This window comes from Pseudomonas sp. T1.Ur, from assembly GCF_023516725.1.
In the GTDB taxonomy this organism is placed as follows: Bacteria; Pseudomonadota; Gammaproteobacteria; order Pseudomonadales; family Pseudomonadaceae; genus Aquipseudomonas; species Aquipseudomonas alvandae.
In genome coordinates this window covers 3122993-3135119 of record NZ_JAMGSN010000001.1, presented here as the reverse complement: position 1 = coordinate 3135119, position 12127 = coordinate 3122993, and the positions used below count along the sequence as shown (strand labels likewise).

At 61.5% G+C, this 12127-nt stretch carries 11 protein-coding genes; 5 read left to right on the top strand and 6 right to left on the bottom strand.

The window, feature by feature from the left end:
- Positions 1-17: 17 nt before the first annotated feature.
- On the bottom strand, positions 18-539 hold the full coding sequence (gloA, locus tag M8Q45_RS13815) for a lactoylglutathione lyase (protein ID WP_249875213.1): 522 nt from the start codon (positions 537-539) through the stop codon (positions 18-20).
- A 187-nt stretch (positions 540-726) separates the two neighbouring features.
- Here gloA and M8Q45_RS13810 point away from each other — a divergent pair, with 187 nt between their 5' ends.
- On the top strand, positions 727-1251 hold the full coding sequence (locus tag M8Q45_RS13810; protein WP_249877328.1) for a DUF4946 domain-containing protein: 525 nt from the start codon (positions 727-729) through the stop codon (positions 1249-1251).
- Between the two features lie 91 nt (positions 1252-1342).
- Here M8Q45_RS13810 and M8Q45_RS13805 read toward each other — a convergent pair whose 3' ends face one another.
- Positions 1343-1708, bottom strand: a complete 366-nt coding sequence (locus tag M8Q45_RS13805; RefSeq protein WP_249875212.1) for a histone-like nucleoid-structuring protein, MvaT/MvaU family — start codon at positions 1706-1708, stop codon at positions 1343-1345.
- A gap of 390 nt (positions 1709-2098) precedes the next feature.
- Complete coding sequence (locus M8Q45_RS13800; RefSeq protein WP_249875211.1) at positions 2099-2971, bottom strand: LysR family transcriptional regulator; 873 nt, start codon at positions 2969-2971, stop codon at positions 2099-2101.
- Between the two features lie 221 nt (positions 2972-3192).
- On the opposite strand from M8Q45_RS13800, the gene M8Q45_RS13795 reads away from it, so the two are divergent.
- Both M8Q45_RS13795 and hppD read left to right on the top strand, forming a co-directional pair.
- Positions 3193-4137: a DMT family transporter gene (locus M8Q45_RS13795; protein WP_249875210.1), complete on the top strand. Its 945-nt coding sequence runs from the start codon at positions 3193-3195 to the stop codon at positions 4135-4137.
- Positions 4138-4387: 250 nt separating this feature from the next.
- On the top strand, positions 4388-5464 hold the full coding sequence (gene hppD / locus M8Q45_RS13790) for a 4-hydroxyphenylpyruvate dioxygenase (protein WP_249875209.1): 1077 nt from the start codon (positions 4388-4390) through the stop codon (positions 5462-5464).
- 141 nt (positions 5465-5605) lie between these two features.
- Here the strand turns inward: hppD and rarD are convergent, their stop codons facing one another.
- From rarD to M8Q45_RS13775, 3 genes are all read right to left on the bottom strand, one after another.
- Positions 5606-6490, bottom strand: a complete 885-nt coding sequence (gene rarD / locus M8Q45_RS13785; RefSeq protein ID WP_249875208.1) for an EamA family transporter RarD — start codon at positions 6488-6490, stop codon at positions 5606-5608.
- 282 nt (positions 6491-6772) lie between these two features.
- Positions 6773-7786, bottom strand: a complete 1014-nt coding sequence (locus tag M8Q45_RS13780) for an aldo/keto reductase (protein WP_249875207.1) — start codon at positions 7784-7786, stop codon at positions 6773-6775.
- A gap of 196 nt (positions 7787-7982) precedes the next feature.
- A complete protein-coding gene (locus M8Q45_RS13775; RefSeq protein ID WP_249875206.1) occupies positions 7983-9293 on the bottom strand; it encodes an MFS transporter in 1311 nt (436 codons plus the stop codon).
- Positions 9294-9487: 194 nt separating this feature from the next.
- On the opposite strand from M8Q45_RS13775, the gene M8Q45_RS13770 reads away from it, so the two are divergent.
- Positions 9488-10612 (top strand): sugar diacid recognition domain-containing protein, encoded by a 1125-nt coding sequence (locus tag M8Q45_RS13770; protein ID WP_249875205.1) that lies wholly within the window; start codon positions 9488-9490, stop codon positions 10610-10612.
- Positions 10613-10870: 258 nt separating this feature from the next.
- On the top strand, positions 10871-12007 hold the full coding sequence (locus M8Q45_RS13765; protein ID WP_249875204.1) for a glycerate kinase: 1137 nt from the start codon (positions 10871-10873) through the stop codon (positions 12005-12007).
- Positions 12008-12127 lie beyond the last annotated feature (120 nt).

Sequence of the window (12127 nt, the reverse complement as noted above, 5' to 3'; positions counted from 1 at the left end):
GCCCGGTCCAGCAAGACTTACAGTGGCGCAGGCTGGATGATTTCAACCCAGTAGCCGTCCGGGTCCTTGATGAACGCCAGGCTTTTCATGCGGCCATCGTTCAGGCGCTTCTGGAAGTCACAGCCCAGCGCTTCGAAGCGTTCGCAGGCGGCGACGACGTCCGGCACCGAGATGCAGATGTGGCCAAAACCGCGCGGGTCGGTGTTGCCGTTGTGGTAGGCGAACGCCGGGTCGTTTTCGCTGCCATGATTGTGGGTCAGTTCGAGAATACCGGGGATCGATTTCATCCACTCGGTGCGCACCGCCGCGTCCGCCGGGATCCGGTTTTTGTCCACCAGCGCCAGGAAATACAGGCTGAATTCGGCTTCAGGGAAATCACGTTTTTCCACCAGGGAAAAACCCAGCACGCGGGTATAGAAGTCCAGGGATTTGGTAATGTCCTTGACCCGCAGCATGGTGTGGTTGAAGACGAACTGGGTCGTGGCGGCGTCGGGTAGTGCGGTGACGCCAGGGAAAGTGTTGAGTTCGTGCAGGCTCATGGGCCCTCCGGAAAATAAGTGGGGCAAACGGCGTCGCAACGTGGGCGCGACGGTCCTGGGCTTGCGCTGGACGGCTTCCTTGCAGGTGTGTCCATGATACGCAAGGGGCATGGCATCGCCAAACATCGCTATTGCCTGGCAATGCGACGCCCATCAGACTTCAGGATTCGCCTTAGAGTGCAGTGCAATGTTTCGATCGTTCCTTCCGCTGTCTTTGTTGCTGTTCGCCGTCGTGGCGAGTGTTGATGCCGGAGCGGCCGAACCACAGGTAATCTGGCCCCAGGGCTGGAAAGTCGAGTCGTTGTCTGCCGATGCGCCAGCACCGGGTACCCACCGGCAGCGTGCGACCAAGAACGACCTTTCCGGCAATGCCTTGATGGTCATGGAGCTGACTGTAACGCCTGTAGCGGCGGATCATCAGCCGAACTTGGAAGGCGTGTTGCTGGAAATGCGGAAGTCCCTGCAAAAGGATTTTTTCCAGGGCGGCTATCAAAGCGTTTGCAATAAGATTCATGCTTCCGTGTTGGGCGGCGTAACGGCCTTGGAAACCACTTGCACGATCACGCAGAACGGGCGTCATGTATTGTCACAAACGCTGGTCGTAGCACTAAGCGAGGGGAGCGCCTATGTGCTGTCCTACGCGGGGCAGGCGCAGGTGTATGTTGAAAGCCAGGACGAAATACAGTCAGTACGAAATAGCCTGAAACTATAAGGCCTCGGTGTACTACTCTGGAATTACTCCCAAAGTTCAGCCATAAAAAAGCCCTGAATGTATTCAGGGCTTTTTGCACTAGTGTTGACTGTCAGCCACGCAGCCACGAATCGACCGTGCTCGCGCCGTACTTTTCCTTCCAGGCTTTCAGGCCGCGATGGTTGCCGCCCTTGGTTTCGATGAGTTCGCCGGTGTGTGGGTTCTGGTAAACCTTGACGACCCTGGCCCGGCGGGTCTTCGGGGTCTTGACGGAGAGGCTGCCTGACTTGGACGGGTTCGGCTCGAGGATCGCGATAATGTCGCGCAGGCCTTTGCCGTAGGTTTTCATCAGCCCCTGGAGCTTTTCTTCGAATTCGATTTCTTTCTTGAGCCCGGCGTCATTCTTCAGTGCTTCCAGCTGTGCGAGCTGTTCCTGAAGGGCCTTCTCGGCTTTGCGAAATTCAGCGAGTCTGGACAATATCAATACTCCAATAGAAATAGATGGCTGATACCAACCGCAAACAAAGCTATAAGCCAAGCGCTTTGTAGCGACTCGGTGACTAATGACTCTCCTGCTATCTGGTACAGGCAGAAAAAATTGTAGTAGTTAAACCGAAAAGTGTAAATCGTAACTTTTTCGTTATGTAACAACAGTAGCCGTTCTAGCGAGAGCGCGCTTTCATCGTCAAGCGCTTGGCGGCGGAAAATGGCCACTAACGGTACTCGCTGTCGTAATAAATTCTTTCCCCCTAATCGCACATACCAATAGACAGCACTCTATAAAGTTCACGCGTCGGGCTGTGGAAAGTCACTGTCACTCAGTAGGTTATTTAAGATTCGAGCTGCCGTCACCCGGGCGAACGCCGCATCAGAGCGGGTGCAACGCCTGGGCCAGTTCAATAAATGCAAGGGTTGCGGGAGAGGCCTGGCGGCGATCCAGCACGGCCAGGCCGATCTGGCGTGGAACGCGTGGTGACAAGGCTCGTTTGGCGATACGTGGATCATCGAGGGGCGGCAACGAGCCTTCGGACACCACGCTTACCGCGTCGCCACGACTGACGATATCGAGCGTGCTGAGCAACTGCGAGCAGCGATAGCGCACGTTCGGTGTGAGCCGAGCGGCATTGAACAGGCGCCAGACCAGTTCCGACGAGCCGGCCTCGGTGAGTACGAAAGGGTCGTTGCACAGATCGCCGAGCGTGAGATTGGCCTGGGCGGCAAGGGGGTGAGCGGCGGGGAGCAGGGCGACCATTTGGTCCTCCATCAACGCGAATGTATCGAAGCGCTCTTCAGGCAAGACCACGAAGCCGACGTCGATTCGCCGTTCATCCAGCCATTGCAGAACCTGCCGGTCCGGCCCCTCGTCGACGTGCACCTCGATCCCCGGGTGCAAGGCTCGGAAGCGCGCCAGGATCGACGGCAGCAACTTCATCGATGACGTCGGACCGAACGAACCGATGCGCAACGTGCCGCGGCGCATCCCTCGGGCGTCGGCGGCTTCCTGGCGCAAGGTGTTCGCCAACCCGAGCATGGCCCGGGCCCGCAACAGCAACTGCTGGCCGATGTCGCTGGGCTCGACGAGGGACTGATGACGTCGGAACAGTTCGACGCCCAATTCCTGTTCGAGGGTTTTGATGGCGTGTGACACCGCTGACTGGCCGATGCCCAGGCGTGTCGCGGCTGCCGTGAAACCGCGCAGCTCGGCGACCAGCGAGAAGATTTCGAGTTGGGTGAGGGTCATGAGGGATTGCTCATTTTACGATGATCGAACATGAGGCGAACAATACGGCATCCCAACCGTACACGGAACTTTGGCCCAGGCGCTTTTCCGTGGCGAGGGCGCTTGCTCCCGCTGGACCGCGCAGCGGGCCCATTGCTGGTCAATGAAAGGACTGCTTCGCAGCCCAGCGCGAGCAAGCTCCCTCGCCACAGGTAATTCGTCCTATTCAACGTGGTGAAACCATGAAAACCCTCGAACAAACCGTCCCAATCCCTTCAGACCTGCCGGTCTACCTGAAGCTCGCCATGGTCACCATGATCTGGGGCGGAACCTTCGTGGCCGGCCGGATTCTTTCCGATGCCCTCACGCCCCTGTTCGCCGCCAGCCTGCGGTTCCTGCTGGCGAGTGTCGCGCTGTTGGTGTTTCTCGCCCTGGCCGGGATCCCACTGGCCAAGCCCAGTGTGAAGCAGGGGCTGCAATTGGCGGCGTTGGGGTTCTTCGGCATTTTTTTCTACAACCTCTGCTTTTTCTACGGCTTGCAGTACATCAATGCGTCGCGGGCCTCGCTGATCGTGGCCTTGAATCCGGCGGTGATCGGGTTGGCGTCCTGGTGGCTGTTCAAGGAACGGTTGGGTCGCTTGAAAATCACCGGCATCGCGCTGTGCATCGGCGGGGCGGGGCTGGTGATCGTCAGCCGTGATCCGTCCTTGTTGCAGGCAACGGGGCAGGGCTGGACCGGCGACTTGCTGATCTTCGGCTGCGTACTGGGATGGGGCATTTATTCGCTGTTCTCCCGGAGCCTCAATGAAAGCCTTGGCCCCTTGCAGACGGTCACCTGGTCGATCCTGTTGGGCACGCTGATGTTGTGGGCTGCCTGCGCGACGGTGGGTGAGGTTCGCTTGGAGGCGTTGACCGCGCTGGACATCAGGCAATGGCTGAGCCTGCTGTACCTCGGCGTGCTGGGCTCGGCCCTGGCCTACATCGCCTGGTATGACGGTATTCGCCGGATTGGCGCAACCCGTTCCGGCGTGTTCATCGCACTCAATCCGCTGACGGCGGTGTTGCTGGGGGCGTTGTTGCTGGACGAACGGCTCACGGCCCTGATGTGCGTCGGCGGTGGCGTGATTCTGGCGGGCATTTTCCTTTGCAACAAACCCCTTGCACGGTCGGCGCAAAAGGCGATTTGATACAGAAGGCGGACAAATCCAGTTACGCTGTGTAGAATCGATTTACGCATATAAGAATAACGTCTTCTGGCAGCAGAAGCCTCGCCCGCAAGAGCCTTGGGTCGACAATGAAGATACTTGGGTTTCAACTGATCTATGGCGATTTCCTCGCCCGCAGCGTTCGTGGCATCTCCTGCGCGCCGCCCCGTGCCCTCAGCATCACTGGCAACTAACGTTTCCTGTTAATTGATAAGCATGATGAGGCGCCGACATGGCAGATCTATACGAAAACCCGATGGGCCTGATGGGCTTTGAATTCATCGAATTCGCGTCCCCTACGCCCAACACCCTGGAGCCGATCTTCGAGATCATGGGCTTCACCAAAGTGGCCACCCACCGGTCCAAGGATGTGCACCTGTATCGCCAGGGTGCGATCAACCTGATCCTCAACAACGAACCCCATAGCGTGGCTTCGTATTTCGCGGCCGAGCACGGCCCGTCGGTGTGCGGCATGGCGTTCCGGGTCAAGGACTCGCAAAAAGCCTACAAGCGCGCCCTGGAGCTTGGCGCCCAGCCGATCCACATCGAAACCGGCCCGATGGAGCTGAACCTGCCCGCCATCAAAGGCATCGGCGGCGCGCCGCTGTACCTGATCGACCGTTTCGGCGAAGGCAGTTCGATCTATGACATCGACTTCGTGTTCCTCGAAGGCATCGACCGCAATCCGGTGGGCGCGGGCCTGAAAATCATCGATCACCTGACCCACAACGTGTATCGCGGACGGATGGCCTACTGGGCGAACTTCTACGAGAAATTGTTCAATTTCCGCGAGATCCGCTACTTCGACATCAAGGGCGAATACACCGGCCTGACCTCCAAGGCGATGACCGCCCCGGACGGCATGATTCGCATCCCGTTGAACGAAGAATCGTCCAAGGGCGCCGGCCAGATCGAAGAGTTCCTGATGCAGTTCAACGGCGAAGGCATCCAGCACGTGGCGTTCCTCACCGACGACCTGATCAAGACCTGGGACCAGTTGAAGAAAATCGGCATGCGCTTCATGACCGCTCCGCCGGACACCTACTACGAAATGCTCGAAGGCCGTCTGCCGAACCACGGTGAACCGGTGGGTGAGCTGCAATCGCGTGGCATTCTGCTGGACGGTGCGTCCGAGCAGGGCGATAAGCGCTTGCTGCTGCAGATATTTTCGGAAACCCTGATGGGCCCGGTGTTCTTCGAGTTCATCCAGCGCAAGGGCGACGATGGTTTCGGCGAGGGCAACTTCAAGGCGTTGTTCGAGTCGATCGAGCGTGACCAGGTGCGTCGTGGTGTACTCGCCACCGAGTAAACCCTGAAACCATAAAAAGCCCGACGCATTCCCGAATGTGGGAGCGAGCCTGCTCGCGAAGGCGGTATATCAGTGCCAGATATGGAAACTGACACGCCGCTTTCGCGAGCAGGCTCGCTCCCACAAGGTTTGGCGGTGACCTTAAGTCCTGCGCCGCTGCCTCACCAGGTGCTTGAACCCTTCGAACACCAGGACCGCCACGGCCATCCAGATGGGAATGTAGGTCAGCCATTCTTCGGGCTTGATACTTTCTCCCAGCAACAGCGCGACGCCCAGCAACAACACGGGTTCTACATAGCTCAACAACCCGAACAGGCTGAATGGCAGCAGTCGGCTGGCGACGATGTAGGACACCAGCGCCGACGCACTGATGACACCCAGAATCGGGATCAGCAGCGACAGCCACGGGTACTGATCGAAGACGCCGAAGCCCTGTTCACCGCTCTGCACGAACCAGAGTGCCAATGGCAGCATCAATGTCATGTCCAGCCAGAGCCCGCCCAGGTTGTCGGTGCGCAGGCGTTTGCGCAGGATGAAATAGATGGGATAGCCCACCACCACCAATAACGTCGCCCAGGAAAATCCACCCACCTGGTAGAGCTCGTTGAGCACGCCAAGGGTGGCGAAAAACACCGCGACTTTTTGCAAGCGGGAGAGGCGCTCGCCATAGGCGATACGTCCGGTCAGGACCATCGACAGCGGCAGCAGGAAATAGCCCAGCGACACGTCCAGGCTGTAGCCGTTGAGCGGCGCCCACATGAACAGCCACAACTGCGCGCCCATCAGTGCCGATGACGCCATCGCACCTAGCAGCAAGCGCGGCGTGGCGACCAGGCGTGCGACAAGGTCCGAGACGAGTTTCCATTCGCGGGCGATCAACATGAACGCGGTCATGCACGGCATCGTCAGCAACATGCGCCAACCGAAAATCTCCAGGCCGGTCAATGGCGTGAGGAGCGAGGTGTAGTAATACATGACGGCGAACAGGGCGGATGCCGAGACCGATAGAGCGATGCCTTTGGACACGGGTGCCTCTTGTTATTGGATGAGCCTAAGTCACCGTGGCGAGGGAGCAAGCTCCCGCTCGGCCTGTAGGAGCTGTGTAGGCGCTGTGTAGGAACTGCGTAGGAACTGCGTAGGAGCTGCCGAGTGCAACGAGGCTGCGATCTTTCCAAAGAACACTTGAATCCCAAGCGAAAGATCAAAAGATCGCAGCCTCGCTTCGCTCGGCAGCTCCTACGCAGCTCCTACACGCGCCTACAGGCCGCGCGGGAGCACGCTCCCTCGCCACGGTGATATCTGTGCAGGTTACGACGTACGCGGCACGCGTCCCGGCACGAAATGGCCGACATCGTTGAACCCCGGCGTCGAGGCATGCCCCGGCGTCACCAGCGAATCGATGAACGCTTCATCTTCAGCGGTGATTTTTACCGACTGCGCCTTGGTGTACGAATCCCACTGCTGCTCCGTGCGCGGCCCGACGATGGCCGAGGTCACGGCATTGTTGTTCAGCACCCAGGCGATGGCGAACTCGACGATGCCCACGCCCCGGCCCTGGGTGTATTCCAGGATCTGCTGGGCAATGCGCAGGGACTCGACCCGCCATTCGGTTTCCAGGATGCGCTTGTCCTGGCGACCGGCGCGGCTGTTGGCGTCCGGTGGCACGTCTGGCGCGTATTTGCCGCTGAGCACGCCGCGAGCCAGGGGGCTGAACGGCACCACGCCGAGGCCGTAGTTCTGCGCGGCGGTGATCTGCTCGGTTTCCGCCTGGCGGTTGACGATGTTGTACAACGGTTGGCTGATCACCGGGCGGTCGATGCCCAGGCTGTCGGCAATCCGGATCACCTCGGCGATGCGCCAGCCGCGGTAGTTCGACAGGCCCCAGTAGCGGATCTTGCCCTGGCGGATCAAATCGCCGATCGCCGACACGGTGACGTGCAGCGGGGTGTTGTGGTCTTCGCGGTGCAGGTAATAGATGTCCAGGTAATCGGTGCCCAGGCGCGTCAGGCTGGCTTCGATGCCATTGAACAGATGCTTGCGGCTCAGGCCGCTGCGGTTGGGCACGCCGTCCGGCGGGCCGAAACCGACCTTGGTGGCGAGCACCCACTCGTGACGACGACTGGCAATCGCCTCGCCGACGATTTCTTCGGAGCGACCGCCGGTGTAGACGTCGGCGGTGTCGATGAAGTTGATGCCCTGGTCCCAGGCCTTGTCGATGATCCGCAGCGAATCCTCGGTGCTGGTCTGTTCGCCGAACATCATCGTGCCCAGGGTCAACGTCGAGACTTGCAACCCGGAATGGCCTAGCGTGCGGTAGCTCATGACAAGATCCTTTCATCCATGGGGAAAGGCTCAATCAAATACCAGAACCGCCGCGTGGATCCAACCGTTTTCTCAAACACCCCCAATCAACTGTGGGCGCGAGCTTGCTCGCGATAGCGTCAGGTCAACCAACATTGGTATCGACTGATACACCGCCATCGCGAGCAAGCTCGCTCCCACGGAGGGCAGGGGGGGGTCAGGCCCGCAGGGTGCGAGTCATGCGCAACGCCAGCAGGCTGCCGCAGACAATCACGCCGGCCAACAGGTACAACGCCGCGTCGGTCGAGCCGGTGGCGTCCTTGACCCAGCCCACCAGGTAGGGGCTGAGGAAACCGGCCATCTGGCCCATGGAGTTGATCAACGCCAATCCACCAGCCGCCGCGCCCGCGCTGAGCAGGGCGGTGGGCACCGGCCAGAACATCGGCAGGCCGGTGAGGGCGCCCATGGTGGCGATGGACAGGCCGAGGATGGCGATGGCCGGCGTGGTGGCGAAATTCACCGCGATCAGCAGCCCCACCGCGCCCATCAGCATCGGCACCACCAGGTGCCAGCGACGCTCCTTGTGCAGGTCCGCCGAGCGTCCCACCAGCAACATGAACACCGCCGCCAGCAAATAGGGAATCGCGCTCAGCCAGCCGATCACCAGGTTATCGCTGAAACCGAGGTTCTTGATGATCGACGGCAGCCAGAAGTTGATCGCGTACACGCCGCTCTGGATGCAGAAGTACACCAGGCCAAACGCCCAGATCGCTGGGTTCTTGAACACCGCCGCCAGTGAGTCGGTGCTGGTTTTCGGTTTGTTGGCCTGGTCTTCGGCGTGGTCGGCGGTGAGCACAGCACGTTCATGATCGGTCAGCCAGGTGGCCTTGGCGAAGGTGTCGCTGAGCAGGAAGAACGCCAGCCCGCCAAGGATCACCGTCGGGATGCCTTGCAGCAGGAACATCCATTGCCAGCCCGCCAAGCCGCCCTGGCCCGCGGCGAAGTGATTGAGGATCCAGCCGGAAAACGGGCTGCCGAGCAGGCCGGACACCGGGATGGCCGACATGAACAGCGCCATGATGCGGCCACGGCGGAACGTCGGGAACCACTGCGAGAGGTACAGCACCACGCCAGGGAAGAATCCGGCCTCGGCCGCGCCGGTGAACAGTCGCAAGGTGTAGAACTGCGTCGGTGTGGTCACGAACAACAGGCAGGTCGACAGCGTGCCCCAGGTGATCATCATCAGCGCGATCCAGCGCCGTGGACCGAATCGGGTCAGGGCCAGGTTGCTCGGCACGCCGCACAGCACATAGCCGATGAAGAAAATCCCGGCGCCGAGGCCGTATACGGTTTCGCTGAATTTCAACGCGTCGAGCATCTGCAACTTGGCGAAGCCAACGTTCACCCGGTCGAGGTAATTGAACAGGTAGCAGATGAAGATGAAGGGGATCAAGCGCAGGGTGATGCGCTTGTAGACGGTATTCTTTTCGTCGTGGGTAGCCAGGAGGGCTGCTGCGCTCTGGGACATGGCGGGTCTCTCTTTATTATGATTTTGGCGTGCCAAGGGGTAACGTTGACCGCCCCTTGAGTCTCGGCCAGCCCAAGGTCCCGTGTCTTTGTGCCGGAGCACAGGGTTTGGCTGTCGACCCTGTGCGCCTGACCAATCACGCGCGCGCTGCACCTCAAAAACAACAATCACGCCGCTTGCAAGGAACACCGCCCATGTTCGAACTCGATCACGACCTGGCGCAGGACATCGTCGACCGGGCGATGGCGATCCTGCCCTATAACGTCAATGTCATGGACAACCAGGGCCTGATCCTCGGCAGCGGCGAGCGCGAGCGCATCAATACCCGCCACGAGGGCGCGCAACTGGTCCTGGCCAACGGCCGGGTGGTGGAAATCGACGAACACACCGCCGTGCACCTCAAGGGTGTGCAACCGGGAATCAACCTGCCGCTGATGCTCGACCAGCGGCTGATCGGCGTGCTGGGCATCACCGGTGAGCCCGCGCAATTGCGCACCTACGCTGAACTGGTGCGCATGACCGCGGAAATGCTGCTCGGCCAGCGCAACCAGCAGGCCGAGCAGCAATGGCGCCGCCAGCGTTGCGATGACTTGCTGGCGTTGCTGCTGGGCGATGCCGGGGATTCGCCACGGTTGCTCGACGAGGCGCAGCAGATGGGCCTCAAGCCGCAGCTGTCGCGGGTGCCGTACTTGTTTGAATTGGGCTGGGAGCACGGGCCTGGGCAAACCGTGGAATCGTTGAGCGCCTGGTTGATGTCGCGCTACCCGGACAGCTGGTGCCTGACTTCGTCCAAATCCTCGTTGCTCTGGTGCCGGCCAGTCACGGCTTCGGTGGAGAACGAGCGCTTGCTGGGCAAGCTCGACGGCCTGGGCTGGAACATCCTTCGAGTCGCTGTGGGCGGCCAGGCCGAAGGCTTGGCGGGCCTGCGCCGTTGCTACCGGCGCGTGGCGGACCTGCTGGCGTATGGTCGTGATGTCCTGCCGCAGTCACGCTTGTTGATCCTCAATCGCTATCGTCTGCCGGTGATGCTCTGGCGGCATCGCAGCGATGATGCGCTGGACGAGTTGTTGACCCCGTTGCGCAAAGTCATCGCCAAGGACAGCAACGGCCAACTGCTGGCTACCCTGCGAAGCTGGTGTGAACACGACGGCCAGAGCCAGGCCTGCGCCGACGCCCTGGGCATCCACCGCAACAGCCTGCGCTATCGCATGGAGCGCATTGCCGAACTCAGCGGCGTCGACCCGCTCAGGCTGGATGGGATGTTGGCGTTGTACTTGGGCGTCCAGCTGTTGCCACAGACCGTCGATACCCCCACATAACCTATGTGGGGTGCAATTGACTCATAACCCCGTGGCGAGGGAGCTTGCTCCCGCTGGGTCGCGCAGCGGCCCCAAAAAAGCGGCCGCTACGCAGCCGAGCGGGAGCAAGCTCCCTCGCCACAGATGCGCTGGCCACACGCTATGCGACCCAGCCTTTGTGAATTTGACCAATAATCCCCAGTGTCTTTTGTGCGGCGGACCGGCGTCACGGTTGCGGTCAGCTGGCAGCATGCTGTGCATCGGAACCGGAGAACAAAAATGAAAATAATCATCGCCCCCGACTCGTTCAAGGACAGCCTCAGCGCCCAGGGCGTGGCGGATGCCATCGCACAAGGGCTGGCCCAGGTCTGGCCGGACGCGCAGTTGATCAAGTGTCCAATGGCGGACGGAGGCGAGGGAACGGTGGAGGCGGTGCTTGCGGCCTGCCACGGCCAGTGGCGTGAAAACCGGGTCCGTGGCCCGCTGGGAGCCCCCGTCGAGGCCCGCTGGGGCTGGCTGGCGCAAAGCCGCACGGCAATCATTGAAATGGCTGAGGCCAGCGGTTTGCAATTGGTGCCACCGGGACAGCGCGATGCCTGTTCCAGCAGCACCTATGGCACCGGTGAGTTGATTCGCGCCGCCCTGGACGAAGGCGCCAGCCGGGTTATTTTGGCGATCGGCGGCAGCGCCACCAACGACGGTGGCGCCGGGGCGATGCAGGCCTTGGGTGTGGCGTTGCTCGACGACCAGGGCCAGCCGCTGGCGCCCGGTGGTTCGGCCTTGGACAAACTCGCGCGGATCGACCTGGGCGACCTGGATCCGCGCCTGGCCGGCGTGCGTTTCGAGATCGCCGCCGATGTCGATAACCCGCTCTGCGGCCCCCACGGCGCTTCAGCCGTGTTCGGCCCGCAGAAAGGCGCCTCCGCCGGGCAGGTGCGGCAACTGGACCGGGCGCTGGGGCACTTCGCCGAACATTGTGCCCGGGCGCTCGCCCGTGACGTTCGCGACGAACCGGGCAGCGGCGCCGCCGGGGGCCTGGGCTTCGCCGCCAAGGCGTTCCTCCAGGCGCAGTTTCGGACCGGTGTGGAAGTCGTTGCGCAGTTGACCGGCCTGGCCGATGCGATCAACGGTGCCGACCTGGTGATCACCGGTGAAGGCCGTTTCGACGCCCAGACCCTACGCGGCAAGACGCCGTTTGGCGTCGCCCGCATCGCCCGGCGCCACGGGGTGCCGGTAGTGGTCCTGGCCGGTACGCTGGGGGAGGGCTACGAAGCGCTTTATGGACACGGTATCGACGCCGCGTTTGCCCTGGCGAACGGGCCCATGACGCTGCAAGAGGCGTGCACCGAGGCGCCGCGCCTGCTGGCCGAGCGGGCCCGGGACATCGCCCGGCTCTGGCGAGTGGCGGCCCGCTGATTTTCCCTGCGGACGGTCGCCAGGACGCCCCGGTCAGCGGAGATTGCCTGCGGAGATTGACCCGCCCGCACACCCTGCGTAGCCTTGCGCCTTCGAGGTTCTTCGGCATGCGCCGAAGCT

What these genes read in the sequence shown, in the direction of transcription:
- gloA (WP_249875213.1), bottom strand. Translation starts at nt 539, where the DNA reads ATGAGCCTGCACGAACTCAACACTTTCCCTGGCGTCACCGCACTACCC.
- M8Q45_RS13810 (WP_249877328.1), top strand. Translation starts at nt 727, where the DNA reads ATGTTTCGATCGTTCCTTCCGCTGTCTTTGTTGCTGTTCGCCGTCGTG.
- M8Q45_RS13800 (WP_249875211.1), bottom strand. Translation starts at nt 2,971, where the DNA reads ATGACCCTCACCCAACTCGAAATCTTCTCGCTGGTCGCCGAGCTGCGC.
- M8Q45_RS13795 (WP_249875210.1), top strand. Translation starts at nt 3,193, where the DNA reads ATGAAAACCCTCGAACAAACCGTCCCAATCCCTTCAGACCTGCCGGTC.
- hppD (WP_249875209.1), top strand. Translation starts at nt 4,388, where the DNA reads ATGGCAGATCTATACGAAAACCCGATGGGCCTGATGGGCTTTGAATTC.
- M8Q45_RS13780 (WP_249875207.1), bottom strand. Translation starts at nt 7,786, where the DNA reads ATGAGCTACCGCACGCTAGGCCATTCCGGGTTGCAAGTCTCGACGTTG.
- M8Q45_RS13775 (WP_249875206.1), bottom strand. Translation starts at nt 9,293, where the DNA reads ATGTCCCAGAGCGCAGCAGCCCTCCTGGCTACCCACGACGAAAAGAAT.
- M8Q45_RS13770 (WP_249875205.1), top strand. Translation starts at nt 9,488, where the DNA reads ATGTTCGAACTCGATCACGACCTGGCGCAGGACATCGTCGACCGGGCG.
- M8Q45_RS13765 (WP_249875204.1), top strand. Translation starts at nt 10,871, where the DNA reads ATGAAAATAATCATCGCCCCCGACTCGTTCAAGGACAGCCTCAGCGCC.